We start from the raw sequence: 18,408 nt of genomic DNA, 5'->3' as shown, positions 1-18,408 counted from the left end.
ATTCCTGTTCTGTTGCCAAATGGCGGGTTTAGTGAATTAAAGCGGCCAATATATCGGCCCAGGTGATTAAGGCGGTGGCAAAGGCCGCAATAGCGGCCAATGCCATTATGTCGCGCAACCAATCGCCAAGCGTTGGTTTAGGTTCTGGCTGGTGCATTAGTGCAAGAGCCAAGAACGTTTTTGTGCAATGCGTGCAAGGCGTGTTGCGCGGCGTTCGCGCTTGCCCTCTTTGCGGTCGCGTTGGACCCGCTCCGAACGTGGATCAATCAAATGTGGCGGGAAATAAATTGAAGTATTATGGTCAAGGGTTTTCATAACTCGTTTTCCTTTTCTGTTGTCATATTGACGGGTTTTTGGGGTTAATCCCCAGTGCTACCCATTGCGAACAATGGGCAGGGCTTGGAATTAAAGAAATTTCGCAAGTTCAACTTGCCTGACGTGTAAAGGCACATGGTTTTTGATTAGTTCTGCAAGCCGTGCTGATTTGGCTTTGAAAGTGCGCTTTCTATGGCTTTCAATTCCCCCTTCAATCTCTTTAATGAGATAGGCAAAATTCTTTTCAAGTGGGAAATAGTCGCTAGATCCTGAAGGATAAAAGCCCCAACAAGAATTGACCTCTTCAACCTCTTGCAATTCGTTGGCGTCATAGTCGCCGCGCTCAATATCTTGAGGATCTAGCAAATCGAGTTTATAGCCAATCACTCCGCCCCATGCCCAAGCGCCATAGGTATTTGCGTCGCCTTCAAAAGTTGAACCGCATTGCTTGACGTATGATTTGACCGATTTAAACCCAATTTCTTTGATCCAATCAGGGTGAGCAACAAACAACAATTCGACATAATCGCCCTGCGAGTAACCATTGCTAGACGTGCATTGCGCTGGTATGCCCTGCATTTCCCAAAGTGCTGCGATTGCCTCAAATCGGTCGCTTGCGTTCATACCGCCTAGCGCCTCAATAAATTCATCGCGCCGATAGTCCGCAAGATTGCCTGCCCCATATTCTTTGCATTCATCTTCAAACGCTTCAAAAGCTTGATCAATATCCAAAAGGTCAAATATGGCTTTGCGATTGCGTGAAACATAGGCCGTTGTCATGTTCCCAATAGGGTTCAAAATGTCATGACCGCTTGTATATTCTTTGATTGTTGAACTTGAACCATATCCAAAGGATAGGACCGCAAGAGGGGTTGAGCCTTCCCAGTCTTCCCAAGGGTTTTGCGGATCGTTATCAACAATGAATTGCACGCGATAAGAGGCTTGCCCCTTTTGGGTGTAAACAAGTGTTTCGTCATTGATTAGATAGGTCATTTTGGTTTTTCCTGTCGAAGTTGCCACGTTGGCGGGGTAGTTGATTTTTAGTCCTTAATCGGTATGCAAGCGGCGTCTAGTGACCACGCAGGCCCGGCCTCATCTTCATAAACTACCGGGTAGTCAAGATCCCAGATTTGCCGTTCCAAATGAATGCACTCTTCCAAGCTCAAATGCTGGTGCAAAGCCGTTTCAGTGAAGTGACCAGACGCAAAGTGCATAATGATGATTAGCGTATAGGTCATGCGCTTGCCCCCAGCTTGGCCATGCGTCGCGCGTCTCTTTCTTCCCGTTGGCGTTGGTTGAATTTGCTTTTGTAGTGTTTGAGCAAATAAGCGTTGGCAACGCGCACTTGCTTAAATGCCTTGTTCCAAGCCGCCAAATCTTTGCGATACGGGGCCGAAAATTTGACGCCTTCAGGGGTTAAGCCAAGCGGCCCTTTTTGGTATTTAGCCAATGCAGCGCCTGCAATGTCTCGGGCGTCCATGGCTTGTTGGTGCATCTCATATGCTTGATCAAAACTAAGCATTTTGCACCGCCTCAAACGCGCCATCACATTCGGCTATGTAGCTTTCTGGCACGCCTAACCAGTTTTCGTCGCTGGTGGACGTCGCAAACATGTAGCGCCTTGTGTTGTCCTCTTGCCGCCTAATAGTGACAAGCAACCCGTCGCGCTTGCGAATAAATACGCGTTCGTTTTGTTGCATATCGGACAAGATAACGCCGCCGCGTGTTTTCTTATAGAAGCCGTTGCAAGTGCCTTCAGGGTTAAACAGTGAGTTTGTAAACTCGGTTTTTGTTTTGGCGTATGTTTTGCCGTATAGGGTGAGCATAGTCTTTGATCCTGTCGTCGTTGCCAAATGGCGGGTTTTATAAGATGGGCAGAAGGTCCGCCCATCTTGAGCTTGAAGTCCTGTTAAGTTGCCAATAGGCGGGTACTTCTTACACTTCAAATATAAGGAAAAACCCCGGAAAATACAAGGGAAAAACACAAATAAAAACGGAAAAAGCACAAATAAAACAAAGAGGTTAGCCAAAACCTAAAGCGGTTTTTGGAATCATGGCCAAGGTTGCCCTAGTTAGCAAATCACCCCATAAACAGCCTTGTTAGTTGGTAAGTTGGAAAACTACGCCTCAAGGCTAACTCCCAATGGATAAGCCCTTGCCCTAGCCCTCAGCCCGTTAGGCGCAAGGGCTTTCCATATGTAAGGCCATAGCCTTGGCCCTTGCCCCTCTTGCCCATGCCCTTAGCCATATGCCCGACCCTATGCACTGCCCAATGTGGGTGGCGTGCGATGCGTGGCGATAGATGCAGCGTGAGCGTGAGTGATGGTGTTTAGGCTATGGGGGTGGCGTGATGTGCGCGCATGGCGCTGTGCGCTGCTTAGAATGGCAGGAATAGCATGTTTAGGGACCGTACAACCTAGCTGCGCACCGTGGGGCCACCGGACCCCTTTTGAATAGAGATTGAGATTTTTTTTGTAGGGGTTCGTCACCATGGTCGCAAAGATCCAGGCAACCTTCCACAAAAAGGCTGAGATAAGCCGATTTTTGTCGTCGCTTGCGAACGCTTCGCCCAAGGCCATGGCCGCTGGGCTGAATGAGCACGCTGAAGAAACCCGCCGTCAATCGGTGGTGCGAATGGCTGGTGTGACGAAAGTTCCAGCCGGTCGTATTCGAGGTGTTACAACCGTCAAAAAGGCCCGTCCAGTGGGCGTTATGGCCGCAGAAGTTCGGACGGCAGACAAAGCAATCGGGCTTGAAGAATACGGAAACCCTGAGTGGGTGAGGGATCTCAACCCCATGGCTGGCGGTAACCGTGGCGGTCCTGTCAGCTCAATGCCTGGTGTTCTGGCTACCGGCTGGGGCAATAGACGCTATCACCGTGGCACTTTCTTCGCGAAAGGCAAGGTTTGGAAGCGCGAAAAGAGCGGCAAACTTCGCAAGATTTACTCGACAGTTTTGGCAAACGAGCTGGCAACGCCAGATTGGACCAACGTTAAAGGCGCTGCAAAGTTCATGCAATTGGATCTTGAAAAACGTGTCGTGAGGCACATTCAGCGCCAATTGGGAATTTAGCGCGCAAATTCAGAGCGCTTTACCATCTGTTTAATTGTTTAAACCCCGCAAAATTGGAGCCAATGCATGTTTGTTGGAGGCTGTTTCCGGCATTCTTTGTACGGTCTATGCCACGTAAGGGGATTTGTGGACGAACAAGTCGTGTTCAAGTGCTGGCAGAAATCAAAGGCTCGTTGGCAATACCATGTCGAACCGCGCTGGGTTGTGGAGCGAGACGAGCAATTTCGTGTCTCACAATGCTAAACGAATTACCTCTGGCACAGTGTTGGAGGGTGAACCCCGAAAGGAAAAACCATGATCCGAAAACAAATGCTTGTCTTTGGCTCTTTGGTTGCTGCTGTCGCTCTGAGTTTTCTCACTGCGCTGGTGGCGCCAGTCATTAAATTTACAACCTTCGGCCTACGATCGCTATTCACGCTTGATGTGCGAATTGAGCAATCGCTTGCCGGCATTGTCCAGTCATTGAAGACCAGCTTTGGCAACCGATGGCGGAGCGCAAAGGCGTTCTTAGAAAAAGCATTGACGCACGACAAATACAACGGTTCTCAGTTTGACGATATCTGCTCCCCTTCTATGCAGTGTTAGCAGTCCCAATCGTTGGATCATCATAAATTTGCCCCTGTTCGAGCAATTGAGCAGGGGTTTTTGTTGGAGCCCCCCATGAATGAACCTAAAAAAGAAAAAATTTGCCTACGAGTTGTCCGCCAACCTGGTCATCAAATGCTTGCAACTATTCAAGTTGGTGAAAATACGATCGATAATTCAGCGCTCTTAGACGTTCGGTATGACCGAGATAAGGTTGCGATCGTGTTGGATGCTTCGAAGGTAGACGTTCAAGTTACTTGTATCGACCCGGACGATTGATAAATGGCAGTAAAGTCCACGAACGACGCCGAGTTCCTTCCCCAAACCTGCAAGGTGACAGACCTTGCCGAGATGCTTGGGGTAAACAAGCGAACTATCCAAAATCTTGCTCAATCTGGGATTATCAAACGGGCACCGAGACAGCGAGGCGTCTACCTGACGCTTGAATCTCTGAACAACTGTTTTGAGCATTACCGAAAAATAGCCGCGGGCCGAACTGACGACGATGAGTTGGCAGATTTGAAACTGCGCGCACAGCTTGCGGACACTGAAACCAAAGAGCTGAAGCGCGACGAGCTGAAAGGCAATGTCCTTTCTGTCGACGAGGTTTCAAATGCTTGGACGGCGGTTTGCATGTCGTTCAAGCGCAAATTGCTCACGACACCATCGAAATTGCGCGGGTTAATCCCGCATCTGACCACTCACGACCAAGAGACTGTCCGCGTGTTTATGACCGAATTGCTCATTGAATTGGGCGAAGAGGTCGAGCAGGGCGTCATTGGCGCAAATCCAGAGCCGTTGCATGTCAAAGCCACTAAGCGCAAAGCAACGCCTCGCAAGCGCGCTAAGAAAGTCACTCACACCACCTGAGCGATTGATTTTCTCTGAGTGGGCAAAACAGAATTTTCGTTTGAATGAAAGCAGCGCCGCAGCCGGTAAATATCGGCCATGGAAAAAGCAGCGCGGTATTTTGGACACAATGGGCGACCCGTTGGTGCCCATCGTAACAGTCCGCAAAGCCACACGGACGGGTTACACAACCTGCATGACCGCGGCCATTGGCGCGCAAGCGGCTTCAGACCCGTGTCCGATGCTGCTGTATATGCCTACCGACGAAGATGCTCGGGAGATCATGGTCGATGATATTGACCCTGCATTTCAGAGTTCGCCATCGCTCCAAGGGTTGATGCCCAAGGGGCGGATGGACGCGAAAAACACTCTAACGCGGCGCCATTTTGTTGGCGGTGGTAGGTTGTTCGCCTTGGGGGCGGCAACGCCCAAGAATTTTAGGCGGCACACTGGTCGCGTGATCTACATTGATGAAATCGACGGCTTTAAAATGTCTGTCGAAGGCGATTCAATCAAGATCATCGAGAAGCGGGCGCTATCGTACGCAGACTCCAAGTTTATTTACGGCTCAACGCCGACGCTCGAAGACACTTCGATCATTCAAAAGCTCTATTTGCGTGGTGATCAGCGCGTCTTTGAGATGATGTGCCCACATTGCGAAGATCGTTCGCATTTCTTGTTTGAGCATCTTGGTCCATCGGCGGACGATCCTGAAAATATCGTTGCTAACTGCCCTTCGTGTGGCTGTGAAATCGACGAAAAACACAAGCCGTGGATGGAAGAAAACGGCGATTGGCGCGCAACAGTTCCTGAGAACTCAAAAAACTCTGCAAGTTTTTGGGATAGCGCGATTAGTTCGCTGCATCCAAAAGCGACATGGGCCTACCTGGTCAAAGAGTTCAAAGAGGCGGAAGCACTCGGGCCATTTGATTTAATGGTGTTTTACAACACCCTGCTTGGCCTGCCGTGGTCCGGCAAACTTGGTAGCGTCAGTGAGGAAATTCTGCTTTCTCGCCGCGAAACTTTCGGCCTGACTTATCTTGAGGATGAGTCTAGGTGGAGAGAGGAAATCCCACGAGAGGTCATGTACATCACTTGCGGTATTGACGTGCAGGGTGACCGTGTTGAGGCTGTTTTGGTTGGCTGGTCAGACAATAAACAGCGCTATTTCCTCGGGCACCATGTCATTTATGGCTTGGCAAACGATGATAGCCTTTGGGAAGAAGTTGACGCTTTTCTCAGCACCCGTTGGCGCCACCCTTTGGGCGGCACAATTGGTATTGATGCGACCGCGATAGATTCAGGAAACGGCAATCACACGCAATATGTGTACGATTTTTGTTTCCCGCGTTTTCATCGCAGGATTTACGCAATCAAAGGCGATGACGGCTTTAGCCGACCATTCATTGAAATGTCAAAACGTAAAGGGCAGCCGCTCTTCATCGTTGGTGCCGATAGTGTGAAGCTCGACATCTCTTTGTCCCTGCCAAATGAGTTCATGGGTGAGGCAGGCAGTCTAACGCCCGGAGCATTCCGCTACTCGGATAGTCTAAATGAAGAATGGTTTCGCCAATTCAATTCGGAGCGCCGATCGATAGAGTACGTAAAAGGGCGAGCCAAAGAAAAGTTTGTTCGGATTGAAAACCGACAAGCCGAAGCTCTTGACGCCGCCGTTTACGCAATCGCCGTCAAAAACCTTTTGAAAATTGACTTTCCTGCGCGCTTGAAAAGCTTGCTCCCGACCACCTCGAAAAAAGAGGGGGGCTTTGATTTCGGTGAGTATGGCGCAAACCTAAACGGATGATTTTATGAGCACTGATAAACCTCGCATCCGTGTTGAAGCGGGTGACGTAACAGGTGCGACCGCGCGCGATATGTTTTACACGCACGGCAGAAGTGACTATGAGCCGGACATCTTGGCGGGGTTTCTTCCAAATCTGCGAGAACCTGCAGATGAGGTTGATCAAAATCTCTACAAACAGGTCAGCCGCATTCTGAGCTTGCAGCAATCAAGTGGTTTCTTCCGAAATGTTGTCGAGATTAGTGTTTCTCAGGTTGTTGGCTGCGGATTGCGCATGTCATCCCGTCCGAATGCAGATCGTTTGGGTTGGAGCGATAAAGAGGCTGAAAAATTCTCTACCGAGTTCGAAACTGCGTTCAGAACTTGGGCACAGAATCCTTATTCTTGCGATGCTAGTGGTCAATTCACTTTTGGTGGGCTTCAGCAAGCCTATTTGGCCAGCGCGGCAAGCTATGGCGAGGGATTGTCGCTGATTGTCAATGAGAAGCGCCCAGGCGTCAAAAATACGACAAAAGTGAAGTTGCTGCCTCCGTCTCGAATTGTCGACCGGTCAGATGGTATTGATCTTGTCCAAGGTGTGCGAACAAACAAATGGGGTTTGCCCATTTCGTACCTGATTACTGAGAAGTTCTCAGATGGGACTATCGGCGAGCGGGAAATCCGCGTGCGTGATCGCGACGGTCGGCAAACACTTGTGCACCGATTCATGCCGAACATTGCTGTAACTCGCGGCATGCCTACATTGGGTGCTGGTATGAAGTCATATCGCCAATTTGACCAGTACGGTGACGCTAACCTTACGCAGAAAATGGTTCGCTCCATTTTTGGGGCGATCATACACAGCCAAGTCAATGGCATGGAAGCTTTTCGTGGATTGATGACGCAGCAAGAGAATGTTGCGGCTGATGCATCTGGTGCGAGCAACTTCGATTGGCAAGGCTACGTTCAGCAACACCAGAAGTTCTATAAAAATTCAAAGCTGGATTTAACTCAGCATGGTCGCATTGGGCAGCTTTTCCCAGGCGACAAGATGGAGTTTGTAGAATCCAAAGCTGCAAACGACGAATTTGACCCGATTGCGCGTTGGTTGATGTTGGAGTTTGCAGCATCCGCGGGGCTTTCATACGAAAGCGCAACGGGCGATTATCGTGGTGCCACATATTCTTCAATCCGCATGGCGGGTGCTAAAGAATGGCAGGGCGTTTTGCGGAAGCGCAACGAGTTGGTCGCTCCATTCAACAGCGCAGTTGCCACTGCGTTTTTGGAAGAAGAAATTTTCACTGGTCGGATCAAACTGCCTGGTGGGAAGGATTTCAAGTTCTTCCTCGACAACCGCGAAGACATCGCACGCACAACTTGGAATGGCCCAGCTCAACCGCAGGCGGATGAGTTTAAGGCTGCTCGCGCTGCCCAAGTTCGGATCGATAGCGGCATTGCTTCAGTACAGGAAGTGTCTGACGAATACGGCACAAACTACGATGAGACTGTGGTGCAACAGGGCCGTGAAAATGAAGCTGCCAAACGTGAGGGCGTGCCGCCACCACATGGCCGCGCCGATGGCTTCTTTGACGAGCCGGAGGGGGAAGATCTGAACGCTCCCGCTACGGCGGATAAGGGTGACAGGAAAAAGCCGAAGAAAACCAGCCGCAATCGTCGCGGCGGTGGCCGTGACGTTCCTGATCGTGAGCCCAAGGACGCCTTGGACACGGAACTTGAAGTCGGATTACTGAAGGACGAATAATGTCAGATAAAATTCCTTATGACGTGCTGTTCGCTCCGGGCGCAGATCCAAAGGTCACCTACGAAACGCTGTACCCCAAATATATGGAGGTGCGGCTAAGTCGCAGCCCTGAGAAAATCAAGTTTCGCGACCGCGAGCTTTGGTTCCGCCCTGACAATTTGGAAGAGTGGGCCAAGGTTATGGCCGAATTGAAGGCCGCAGCAGGCATTCAGAGCAACCTGTTTGCCATCACAGCTGGTTAGGAAATCAACATGTCAATTTATCAGTTGGCCCTCGCGGAAGCTTGGGCCATGTCGCAGGATCGTGTCGAAACGATCTTGAGCATTGCTGCGCGCGAAAATGAAGTTTCGAAAGAGCAAATTGAAGAGCTAAAAGCTCTCGAAAAGCAAAAATCGGACATGTACGACGGGTCTTATCGCCTTCGTGTGATCGATGATGTTGCAGTGCTTGATATCGAAGGTCCGCTCTTCAAAAAAGCTAACATGTTTCAGGCGATGTCTGGTGCTTGCTCGTATGAAATGCTGGCCAAAGACTTCAACTCTGCATTCGAAGCATCGGAAATTAACGGCATTATTCTCAATGAAGACACGCCAGGTGGAACGGTTGCGGGATGCGATGAGTTCGCCCAGATGATCTATGAAGCGCGCGGCAAGAAACCGATCATTTCGTACGTTTCCGGCATGGCTTGCTCTGCCGGTTATTGGATTGGCAGTGCTGCCGATGAGATCGTTGTTTCTGAGGCCAGCCAAGTTGGCTCGATCGGCGTTGTCATCGGTATTGAAGACAATGCGGAACGCCGGAAAGCCCAAGGCATTAAATCATACGAATTTGTGTCGTCAAATGCCCCAAACAAACGACCTGATTACGACACCGACAAAGGCAAGGCCGAGGTCCAGCGTCGAGCTGACGATCTCGAAGCTGTGTTCCTTTCCAACGTTGCAAAACATCGCGACACAACTGTCGAAAACATCATCAAGAATTTTGGCGCCGGTGGCGTCGAAGTAGGGGCAAACGCGGTCGAAAAAGGGATGGCTGATGTTGTCGCCTCTTTTGACTATGTGCTGTCCCAACTATCGAAAAGCGGCAGCCGCCGCACTTCAAATCGTTCTACAAAAGGAAAAACGATGAAAAATACAGAAGGCGCGGTGGACGGCCAAGAACCCGCTGCAATTACACAGGCTGACGTGGACAAGGCGACAAATGACGCCAAGGCCCAAGCCAAGGCCGACACCAAAGAGCGCATGACAATGATCCTGCAATCTGAAGACGGCAAAGCCAACCCAACATTGGCGAGCGCGTTGTTTGATGACGACGATATTTCGACGGCCAAGGCTGTGGAAATGCTGAAAGCGGCGTCTGCGGATAAGGCTTCGGGCACTTCTGAAATTGATGCAACAGATGAATTTCTGAAGCGCAAAGCTGAAGCTGGTGGCCTCGGTACGCCGGACCCTGTTGGTGGTAGCAATGCTCCCAACCCAATGATGGCTGCTGCTGAGAAGGCTAACGCCCGCAGCTCGTAACCCAACCTTCTCTCGGAGAAAATGATGACTATTTTTAAAGAAGGCGGCCATGCCGCCGCTGCAGTTATGTCCGAAGGAAACTCCGGCATTTCACGCGATAACTTGTTGATCCCCGCGGAAACAACAATCCTTCCAAACCAACTGTTGGGGCTTCAAACGCTTGACGCCGGTACGACTTTAACTGTCGTTCCCGGCGACGGGTTGACAGGCGACGGTGTTCTAACACTTTCAGACCCAGCTACGAACAAGAACGCCAAGCAAGGTCGCTATGTGTTGATGATCACAGAAGCAGCTGCGGATGGCGGTAAATTTGAAGTCGAAGGCCCTGACGGCAAGTCGATCGGTATCGGCGACGTAGGGACGCTTTTCAACAAAGAAATCAAGTTTACGCTGGCCGATGGTGCAACGGATTTTGTCGAAGGTGACTTGATCTACATCGATGTGGATTCAAACCCTGCCACCGGCGAACAATTTGTTCCTTGGGATCCAGATGGTGCCGATGGTGCAGAGCGAGCGGTAGCTATGTCACTTTACCTCATTTCGACAGGCGCGGGCCAAACAGCTCGCGTTGCGGGCATCACTCGCCTAGCTGAGCTCAACGGCAAAGTAATCGAATGGCCAGATGGCGTCACCGAGGCACAAAAGTCCGCTGCGGCTGACTCCTTGGCCAAGCAAATGATCATCGTCCGCTAAGGGGAACCAACATGGACCACATTCTCAATATTTTTAATGATGACGCGTTCTCGACTACATCGCTGACCGATGCCATCAATACTCGCACATACAAGCCTGGCCGTATTGGCAAGCTCGGACTGTTCACGCCAACCTCTACCGATACCACTAGCGTTGCGGTCGAGCAAAAAGGTGACACCATCATTGTTGTTCCACCTACCGCTCGCGGTGGTCCGGGTACAACTGTTGGGAAAAAAGGCCGGTCGCTTTTGCAAATGAGCGTGCCGCATTTCGAAATCAACGATCACGTCATGGCTGAAGAAATCCAAAACGTAACTCGTTTTGGCAAACCCCAACAGCTGGAAATCTTGTCTGCAAAATTGACCGAGCGTGCCTCTATTCACGTTAGCTCAATGGCGGTCACACAAGAAAAGAGCCGCTTGGGAGCAGTGCAGGGTGTCGTCGTCTATCAAGACGGAACCCAGCTGGACCTTTATCAAACGTTTGGCGTAACCAAATTGTCCCAGCTGAATTTCAATTTGGCCACCAATATCGACGGCAAATTGCGCAAGTTCACAACTGGTCTGAAGCGCGTCATGGATGACGAACTGGGTAGCATCCCTTATGACGAAATCCATGTGTTCTGCGGCGACAACTTCTTTGATGGCTTGATGGAAAACAAAGAGTTCCGTGAAAGCCATTTGGGTTGGACAGATGCCGCAATCTTGCGGGACAGCTATCTCGGCAAAAAGCGCGATTCTTCCGATATCGTCAAATTTGGCGGCATCGTTTTTGAGAATTATCGCGGTTCCAGCAACTTGGGCGTTCAAGTACCTACAGATGAGTGTGCTTTGTTCCCAACGGGCGTCGATAATTTGTTCCGCACAGTTTATGCACCGGCAGATTATGTCGACACTGTGAACACGATGGGTGAGCGTCTTTACAATCACCAATATGTGATGCCAAACAAAAAGGGTATTCACTTCGATGTTCAAATGAATGCGCTAGAGTATTGCACTCGTCCTCGCGTTCTAATGAGCGGTAAGCGCGCCTAATGTCAGTGTTCGCAGACCTTGAAGATCTTGTTTCCGACAGTGTTGATGAATACTTCGGAAATGAGATCACCGTGCTGCCGCAGCATAAAGTTAGCGATTACGGAAGTGCTGCGGACAACGACCGGCCAACATTCACGGTTTTGGGGGTGATTGATTTCATCCCCGAAACCATCAAAGCCAAGGGTAAAGAGGGAAACGATGGTTTTCTTCCAAACCTCACTGGCAAAGTAGCTCACGTTTCCATTCGAGACGAAGAGCTTCAATCCAAGGGCATGCCAAAGCAGGGCGACGTTTTTACGGCGACCCTGAAAGATGGCCCTGTTTCATTGAAGATTTCAGCGATCCATCCTGACAAATTGGGGCGCACTGTTTTTGTCTGCACGTAAGGTGGTGTTGAAATGAGCTTGGTTTCATTCGCAGTCCGTCACATCGTGTCCAGATTGATTGTAGGGCAGACCTGGGCGGGCTCCCACATTCATAACAGCCCTGTAGACCCTCTGCCAGATTGGGAGGGTGCGGAAGGCGACGATACCCCGCGGATATCTATCTATACGACTGAGCGCGACTTGGACGTGGTTGGTAAGCAAACGCAGGGGCGGAGCACGTCGCTCTCCATAGCGTTCAATATCATTGTGCCTCCAAAAGTTGTGGTGCTGGATGGCGAAACACCTCAAATCGAGTTCGACACGCGCACAGCTGGCGGGGCGGCGTCCACTGAATTTGTAGCGCGCCAAATTGAGCGCGCATTGCATTTCGGCAACCCTGAATGGTTGGCCATTTGGCACCTATTTGTCACAAAGATCGATGCGGTTAAAAACCGCCCATTGGTCTACCAAATTGGTTCTGAAACGGAAGTTCCCGTCCTATCAGTTGCCTACGATTTGAATTGCATTCCAGAGCCATTTTTTGGCGAACAGGGAATGACCCCAGGTTGGCAAGCTTTGTACGACGCGATGGCTGCAGATTCAGCCACGGAAAGTCTTGCAGAGGTCATTCGCAGTCTGATTGTCGCGCCTGAAGGTTTATCTAATTGGGAGCAAGCCCGTCACCAAATGGGATGGACGGTTGAAGATGCGCGTGTTGCAGGTATTGCACCGGCTGACCCAACGACAACGGACGATGCTGCCATTCTGACCGAAATCACAACATCGGATATTGAAGATGAGTGATATTGACGAGATTTACCGGATGCTGGGCGCGTTGCTCACTCGCGTGGTGGAGACAGATCGTAAAGTCGCAGGGCAAAGTTTTCGCGGCACAGTAAAAGAAGTTGACGGAGCCAAGCAAGCGGTTCGGTTGATCATAGGGCAAACGCCTGAAGGTGATGATGTTCTTGGACCTTGGGTTAAGGTGGGGCAGACAGCCGGCTCAATGAGCGTCCACGACCTCCCAAGCATTGGGCAGCAGTGCGAAATAACGTGCTCAAATGGCGACATCGAACAAGGAACGGTTAGACCACTGCATTGGTCAGACGATAACCCGGCAATTTCGGAAGATGTAGCGGCCAAGAAGCTGACACTTGGCGCAGTGACAATCGATCTCACAGGTGACGGCATGCAGGTCAGTGTCGGAGGCTCGTATATCTTAATAACAGCAGATGGCATTTGGCTCAATGGCGCCAAAGTGGAAGCACTTGGTGCTGAACTGTTGCACAATAACGTCAATGTTGGAGATGAACACAAACACAAAGATGTAACCCCAGGTTTAGAAAAGACGGGGTTCCCAGTTTAAGGAGATGGTGATGAAAACGACATTCTATGTAACTGAGCTTGCTGGTCGGGACGTTGCAGGTCAAAGAAATCCAGGTGTGGGAAAGCCGATTGAGCTGACCGAAAATCAGGCAGCGCAGCCACTTCGTCAAGGCTATATTGTTGATGAAAAGCCTTCAACCAAGCCAGTGCAGAAGTCAGTTACCACTCAGATTAAGGCCAAAAAGTAATGGTTGGCATCAACGCGGCAACCGGCAAAGTTCTATCCGGTTTTCCGCACGTCGAGCAGTGTCTTCAAAAGCTGTTTGATACCGGATTGGCCCAACGCATTATGCGAGAATGGGTAGGCAACCCCGGCACCAAACTTATTGGCGAGAACGCCACAGAGCGAAATATTTTAAGTTGGGCAACAATTGTCTGGACGTTGGTGGAAATCTACGAACCCCGCTATCGAATACTGCGTTTTGAACCAAACAGCGTCGACAGATCAGGCACATTTGATGTGACCCTCGTAGGCGAGCACCGGCCCTACGGCCATAAGAACTGGCAGCAGTCCAACGTGTTTGTCTCAGTGGTTGACGATGTGGTGACCGTAAAACAAGCAGCCTAATCAATAGGATTTTCAATGTCACGATACACTGCAGAAACGCTGGACCTCTCAAGGTTCCCTGCGCCTTTAGCCATTCGTGGCGTCGATTATGAGGCCATTCTGGCCGATAGAATGACGCGGCTTGTTGCGTTGTTCGATGATCGAGATATTGATTATGATGTTGCCGAGCTTGAAACAGATCCTGGCAAGATATTGCAAGAAACCGATGCTTATCGGGAAATGTTGGTAAAGTCTGAAATCAACGATGCCATTAAGGCGGTGATGAAAGCCTTTGCTGTTGGCTCAGACCTCGATCATCTAGCGTTGCCGCTCATGCGGCTTGAAGGGGAACTGGATGAAGCTTTCCGACGTCGTGTTCTTTTGGAGCCGGAAGCTGCTGGAATAGGCACTCTTGGTGGATATATCTTCCACGCTTTAGCTGCGCATGAAGATGTTGCCAACGTTGATGTGTGGTCACCCGGCGATGGGGTATCGCAGATTGCTGTGCAAGCAAAAGGGGCGGACGGGGTTGCTTCTGCCGAACTTGTTGAATTTGTGCGTTCTTATCTGCACAAGGACGACATCAAGCCATTCACTGATACGGTCTATGTCGGGTCTGTAACGCAGTTCGACTATATCATTGATGTTGAGGTGTTTGTGCTGCCTGGACCAGATCCGTTGTCGGTCAAAGCATTAGTTGAAGAAAGCTTGGCCAAAATGGCCGCATCTCGATTTACACCGGCGCGCGATATTCCACCTTCTGCCATTCATGCTGCCGCAACGGTTGGCCCTGTTGATCGTGTTGTGATCAATCAACCCGCTGGCCACATAGCGCGACTTGAGGGGGAGCTGGGGCGTTGTTTAGGCATTACTGTGAAGGTCTCAACCCATGACGGCTGATTTCCAAACCATTTTGCCACCCAATTCCACACAGTGGGAAAGGGCCGTTGAGCGGGTTTCTGGTGAACGTTGGGATACTATTGACCCCGATGTTATTCGTCGGTTCAAGAATGCCTGGGATTGCCCACCGGAATTGCTCAATTTTCTGGCGCACGAACTGTCAGTTGATATTTGGGATGAAGGTTGGGACGAATATAAGAAACGTTCTGTTTGCGCCCAATCGCTGGAAAACCATCGCCTGAAGGGCACCAAAGAAGGGCATAGGCGTTATCTGAATATCGTTGATGCGGATCTTGTTGACACCAAAACAGGGCCGCAGGGGTTTGCTTTGTCCGGGCCTGTCGATAAGAAAAGCTGGGATGCCTACATAAAGCGGATGCCAAGCGTGCGCATTAGCCTAGAGAACAGGCAAGGCGAATGGCAACCACCGAACGGGTTCTTTATCGGTTCTAGCGCGTTGGATGACGACCATTTCAGCGTGGAAACAGGCTTGGAATTGCTCGGTCGGCGCGCTTATTATAAACCAACTGATGCGGTTGATGAGGTCGAAGTTAGTGTTGATCATATCGGCGGCAATTCGCTTGGTGATGGTTATGAACAAGTGTCCTTGCACGACGCCAACGCTGGCGGATTTTACATTGGTGAAAGCCCGTTAGACGACACGAGTTTAGCAGCTGAGCTTTCGGCGCAGTCGATATTTTCGTTTCGCCTGAATAGTGGATTGAACAGTGAAATAGACAACCTGCCGCTTGATAGCTTGGGCGCAAGTCTTGAGCCGATGAGCCCCAGGTTTGAACGTGTTTCTGCATATGATTTTGGTTTGGGGCAATTCTTTTTGGACGCCGACTTTTTAGACGATGGCGCTTTGCGTGAAAACAATGGCGCTGCCCTGATTTCTGATGTGGTTTATCTCCACGATCCTGACATAGCGGTGCCGGTGGTGGACGCCCTGGCTGTTTTGGGCGTTTCCCGCTTGGGCTTCCCAACGCACACAGCTGAAATGCTGGTACGCGCTGAAGACAAATTGTTGCCGAGTGACGGTTTTGTTTTGGGGCAAACCTTCATTGGCGAAGACGCGATGAACGGGTCAAAACTGAAAAAGGTCGACAGCGCTCTCGACGCAATCGTCGCTTCAAAACGGTTTACTGACCGCTTGCTAGTCGACTTTCAAACAACAACATCTCCAAGCCTAAGCACTGGCTTGCATCTCGATCAAACCACGCCATTAGACGCGCGTGTACCTGCTATTCTTTAGGAGACTTCTATGTCTGAGAAAATTGTTACCGCTGCGCAAAACCAGATTGTCACTGTTGATGACTTTAACAATATCGGTTTGTTTGGCCGTGACGCGATGGATCACATTGTAAAAGATGCTGTGACCGACCTTGCAGGCTATATAAAGCTTGCCGTGGTTCAGAGCGGCCCCGCAGAAGTCACGGTCAGTGGTGGTCGTTTGTATCGCGATGGGAAGGTTTATTCTCGCGATGACGATAACAGCGCAACCATTGACTTGGTTTCGTTACTTCCAGCCGTTACAAAGCGGATCGTTACCGTGGTGGTCTGGGGCAATGCTGTTGATGCTGAAACCGAGGCGCGCACGTTCTTGCTTGACGCGGTGACCCGCACGACTGAAGCACGGATCGTTTCAACAGAAAACCATCGTGTTGCCAATATCGATCGCGTTGCAGGTACGGAAAACGTTGATCCACAACCACCTGCGCTTGATGCGAATGTTTTGGGCGTCGCATATGTCACCTTGAACACGACCGGCATTGAAAAGATCGAGATGATTGAGGCCAATCGGCTGATTTCATTGAAGTCGCTCAATACGCGCTTAACGATAGTTGAAAAACGTTTGGATTTGGCAGGGTCTCAAATTGATACTTTGCGCACGGACCTATCTGGTCTGGCACTTGCTACGCGCGGCAAAGCCCCAATGGAAATGGTGGTCAACCTTGCTGGTGATTTTGCGCGTGTGAAACGTCTAAGCGAATTGCCAGATAACTACACCAATTGGAGTGCGGACAATTTTGCCAATGAGGGGCAAAGTGATACAGCGCACGGTGAATACGATTGTAAAGTAAAGAACGGCTTATTCTTCAAAGACGCCGCGCGCAGTGTAGCAGGTCTAGCGTTGGTAAACCCGTTGGATGAGCGGATTACCGTCATCGACAATATGGTTATGCCGCGCCATGATTTGATCAAGCGGCTCTCTGTAAGTGGCAATGATGGTGAAGTTGCTTTGGCGACCTTCACAAGCAGCTCAACAGATGTTGTAAAGCTATCCCGCTCGCGCAGTGAATGGGAGATGGTTGATTTCCAACTTGCGGACGATTTTACTCCGCAGCTCAACGATGGTACGTGGCGAGAAAGCACACAGCATTTCGACTACTTTGGGAATGATGTTGTGCGCACCTTGGAACGGATTGATCCCGTTACTGAGGATGTCGTTGAAACTTGGGAATACAATTGGGCCGAGAACCACCAGCTCAACATGGGACCATCTGGGCAAACAATGTCCAAGGTACGCACTTATCATTGGACACACCGAAAGCTTCGCACTTTTGATGAACCCTATTTTGATAAGGTAACGAGCCAAGAAACTGTCCAAGGCTTTCAGATTGGGTCGACCTTCCTAAATGCACAAGAAGGCGCATTGGGGCGGGTCAATCTGTTCTTTACACGCAAAGCCGAAAGCGGCGACGTTCATGTCTATTTGACAGAAACTGATGCATCCGGTCGTCCGGATCCGACACGTGTTCTGCACAAGATCACGAAAACACCAGCTGAACTAAATGCAGATCTCTCTGGTTTAACCCCAACGTCTTTTGATGTAGAAGCTGCTTCGCTTGTCAAAGGTCGCTTATACGGCATCTGGGTGGTTTCTCAGGGGTCACATTTTCTATCAACGGTGTCTGGCAATAAGTATGCTCAAGGCGCGTTCTTCCAACGTAATGGCGCGGATTGGGTGCCTGCAGCTGCTGATGTCGATTTGGCGATGGAGCTGTGGTTCAACGGTTATCGTCATACGCGCGTTGAAGTGCAATTGGACGCCTGTGAGCTTGCTGGTGGTATCGAGCAGTTGTTGATCAACTGTGATACCTCAGTGCCCGATGGCACGACCATTGTTATCGAAGGCTTAATCGGTGGAACGTGGAAAGTCTTGTCTGGCGGCAATCCAACTCTAGCAAGTGCGCTTTCAACCCGCCCAAGCATTGTGCAGCTTAAAGCAGTTTTGGTCGGTACGACCGATGCAATGCCTGCATTTGGGATCGGAAATTCGCGCTCAAGCATGATTGCAGCTCGTGGCGACACTAATTTGGATCATATTTCCGGTGTTCGTACGCTCACTGCACCATGTGACACGGTTGAAGTGGTTCTTCGTGCAAAGCACTGGGATGATGACGACCATACACTGACATGCAAAATCTTAGTCGGTGGATCATATGACACCGTTGAAGCAGTTGATGTGACAACGGACCTTGAAGAGCCGGAGACTTTGGACAAGCTAAAATCGAAAAAATTTGTATTCAATTTGGCCGCGCCGGTGTCGTCGTACAAAATTCAGATTGATGGCGATACGACCGACGTTCTCAATCA

Annotated in this window: 24 protein-coding genes; 18 read left to right on the top strand and 6 right to left on the bottom strand. The window is 50.3% G+C overall.

The window, feature by feature from the left end:
• Positions 1 to 28: 28 nt before the first annotated feature.
• The 6 genes from O4H47_RS00120 to O4H47_RS00095 all read right to left on the bottom strand — a co-directional run bounded on the left by O4H47_RS00120 (position 29) and on the right by O4H47_RS00095 (position 2,141).
• A complete protein-coding gene (locus O4H47_RS00120) occupies positions 29 to 157 on the bottom strand; it encodes a hypothetical protein (protein WP_269391895.1) in 129 nt (42 codons plus the stop codon).
• On the bottom strand, positions 157 to 315 hold the full coding sequence (locus tag O4H47_RS00115) for a hypothetical protein (protein ID WP_269391894.1): 159 nt from the start codon (positions 313 to 315) through the stop codon (positions 157 to 159). The genes O4H47_RS00120 and O4H47_RS00115 overlap by 1 nt, the downstream gene beginning before the upstream one ends.
• Before the next feature lie 90 nt (positions 316 to 405).
• Positions 406 to 1,308, bottom strand: coding sequence for a hypothetical protein (locus tag O4H47_RS00110; protein ID WP_269391893.1), 903 nt, complete (start codon positions 1,306 to 1,308; stop codon positions 406 to 408).
• Positions 1,309 to 1,355: 47 nt separating this feature from the next.
• Positions 1,356 to 1,553 carry a hypothetical protein gene (locus tag O4H47_RS00105; RefSeq protein ID WP_269391892.1) on the bottom strand — a complete coding sequence of 66 codons (198 nt, stop codon included), beginning with the start codon at positions 1,551 to 1,553 and terminating at the stop codon, positions 1,356 to 1,358.
• On the bottom strand, positions 1,550 to 1,837 hold the full coding sequence (locus O4H47_RS00100) for a hypothetical protein (RefSeq protein WP_269391891.1): 288 nt from the start codon (positions 1,835 to 1,837) through the stop codon (positions 1,550 to 1,552). Before O4H47_RS00100 ends, O4H47_RS00105 begins: the two co-directional genes overlap by 4 nt.
• Positions 1,830 to 2,141: a hypothetical protein gene (locus tag O4H47_RS00095; RefSeq protein WP_269391890.1), complete on the bottom strand. Its 312-nt coding sequence runs from the start codon at positions 2,139 to 2,141 to the stop codon at positions 1,830 to 1,832. Before O4H47_RS00095 ends, O4H47_RS00100 begins: the two co-directional genes overlap by 8 nt.
• 664 nt (positions 2,142 to 2,805) lie before the next feature.
• On the opposite strand from O4H47_RS00095, the gene O4H47_RS00090 reads away from it, so the two are divergent.
• The 18 genes from O4H47_RS00090 to O4H47_RS00005 all read left to right on the top strand — a co-directional run.
• Positions 2,806 to 3,387, top strand: coding sequence for a hypothetical protein (locus tag O4H47_RS00090; RefSeq protein WP_269391889.1), 582 nt, complete (start codon positions 2,806 to 2,808; stop codon positions 3,385 to 3,387).
• Between the two features lie 294 nt (positions 3,388 to 3,681).
• Complete coding sequence (locus O4H47_RS00085) at positions 3,682 to 3,972, top strand: hypothetical protein (protein ID WP_269391888.1); 291 nt, start codon at positions 3,682 to 3,684, stop codon at positions 3,970 to 3,972.
• Between the two features lie 75 nt (positions 3,973 to 4,047).
• On the top strand, positions 4,048 to 4,251 hold the full coding sequence (locus tag O4H47_RS00080; RefSeq protein WP_269391887.1) for a hypothetical protein: 204 nt from the start codon (positions 4,048 to 4,050) through the stop codon (positions 4,249 to 4,251).
• Between the two features lie 3 nt (positions 4,252 to 4,254).
• A complete protein-coding gene (locus O4H47_RS00075) occupies positions 4,255 to 4,842 on the top strand; it encodes a helix-turn-helix domain-containing protein (protein WP_269391886.1) in 588 nt (195 codons plus the stop codon).
• The gene (locus O4H47_RS00070; protein ID WP_269391885.1) at positions 4,775 to 6,625 is read left to right on the top strand and encodes a phage terminase large subunit family protein; all 1,851 of its coding nucleotides are present in this window, start codon (positions 4,775 to 4,777) and stop codon (positions 6,623 to 6,625) included. Before O4H47_RS00075 ends, O4H47_RS00070 begins: the two co-directional genes overlap by 68 nt.
• A gap of 4 nt (positions 6,626 to 6,629) precedes the next feature.
• Positions 6,630 to 8,363 (top strand): phage portal protein, encoded by a 1,734-nt coding sequence (locus O4H47_RS00065; RefSeq protein ID WP_269391884.1) that lies wholly within the window; start codon positions 6,630 to 6,632, stop codon positions 8,361 to 8,363.
• Positions 8,363 to 8,605, top strand: coding sequence for a hypothetical protein (locus O4H47_RS00060; protein WP_269391883.1), 243 nt, complete (start codon positions 8,363 to 8,365; stop codon positions 8,603 to 8,605). The genes O4H47_RS00065 and O4H47_RS00060 overlap by 1 nt, the downstream gene beginning before the upstream one ends.
• Positions 8,606 to 8,614: 9 nt before the next feature.
• Positions 8,615 to 9,883 carry a S49 family peptidase gene (locus O4H47_RS00055; protein ID WP_269391882.1) on the top strand — a complete coding sequence of 423 codons (1,269 nt, stop codon included), beginning with the start codon at positions 8,615 to 8,617 and terminating at the stop codon, positions 9,881 to 9,883.
• A gap of 24 nt (positions 9,884 to 9,907) precedes the next feature.
• Positions 9,908 to 10,576: a head decoration protein gene (locus O4H47_RS00050; RefSeq protein ID WP_269391881.1), complete on the top strand. Its 669-nt coding sequence runs from the start codon at positions 9,908 to 9,910 to the stop codon at positions 10,574 to 10,576.
• 11 nt (positions 10,577 to 10,587) lie between these two features.
• A complete protein-coding gene (locus O4H47_RS00045; protein ID WP_269391880.1) occupies positions 10,588 to 11,610 on the top strand; it encodes a major capsid protein in 1,023 nt (340 codons plus the stop codon).
• The gene (locus O4H47_RS00040) at positions 11,610 to 11,996 is read left to right on the top strand and encodes a hypothetical protein (RefSeq protein ID WP_269391879.1); all 387 of its coding nucleotides are present in this window, start codon (positions 11,610 to 11,612) and stop codon (positions 11,994 to 11,996) included. The genes O4H47_RS00045 and O4H47_RS00040 overlap by 1 nt, the downstream gene beginning before the upstream one ends.
• A gap of 12 nt (positions 11,997 to 12,008) precedes the next feature.
• Positions 12,009 to 12,779 (top strand): hypothetical protein, encoded by a 771-nt coding sequence (locus tag O4H47_RS00035; protein ID WP_269391878.1) that lies wholly within the window; start codon positions 12,009 to 12,011, stop codon positions 12,777 to 12,779.
• Entirely contained in the window at positions 12,772 to 13,341 is a 570-nt protein-coding gene (locus O4H47_RS00030; RefSeq protein WP_269391877.1) for a phage baseplate assembly protein V, read from the top strand. The genes O4H47_RS00035 and O4H47_RS00030 overlap by 8 nt, the downstream gene beginning before the upstream one ends.
• A gap of 10 nt (positions 13,342 to 13,351) precedes the next feature.
• A complete protein-coding gene (locus O4H47_RS00025; protein ID WP_269391876.1) occupies positions 13,352 to 13,549 on the top strand; it encodes a hypothetical protein in 198 nt (65 codons plus the stop codon).
• Positions 13,549 to 13,929: a hypothetical protein gene (locus O4H47_RS00020; protein ID WP_269391875.1), complete on the top strand. Its 381-nt coding sequence runs from the start codon at positions 13,549 to 13,551 to the stop codon at positions 13,927 to 13,929. Before O4H47_RS00025 ends, O4H47_RS00020 begins: the two co-directional genes overlap by 1 nt.
• A gap of 15 nt (positions 13,930 to 13,944) precedes the next feature.
• Complete coding sequence (locus O4H47_RS00015) at positions 13,945 to 14,808, top strand: baseplate assembly protein (RefSeq protein ID WP_269391874.1); 864 nt, start codon at positions 13,945 to 13,947, stop codon at positions 14,806 to 14,808.
• The gene (locus tag O4H47_RS00010; protein WP_269391873.1) at positions 14,798 to 16,063 is read left to right on the top strand and encodes a phage tail protein I; all 1,266 of its coding nucleotides are present in this window, start codon (positions 14,798 to 14,800) and stop codon (positions 16,061 to 16,063) included. The genes O4H47_RS00015 and O4H47_RS00010 overlap by 11 nt, the downstream gene beginning before the upstream one ends.
• A gap of 9 nt (positions 16,064 to 16,072) precedes the next feature.
• On the top strand, positions 16,073 to 18,408 hold a 2,336-nt coding region (locus O4H47_RS00005; protein WP_269391872.1), incomplete at its 3' end, for a hypothetical protein.

The sequence above is a fragment of the Maritalea porphyrae genome, from assembly GCF_027213965.1.
Lineage (GTDB): Bacteria > Pseudomonadota > Alphaproteobacteria > Rhizobiales > Devosiaceae > Maritalea > Maritalea porphyrae_A.
Note: the sequence above shows the minus strand (reverse complement) of the source record. Positions and strands in the feature narration are given on the sequence as shown.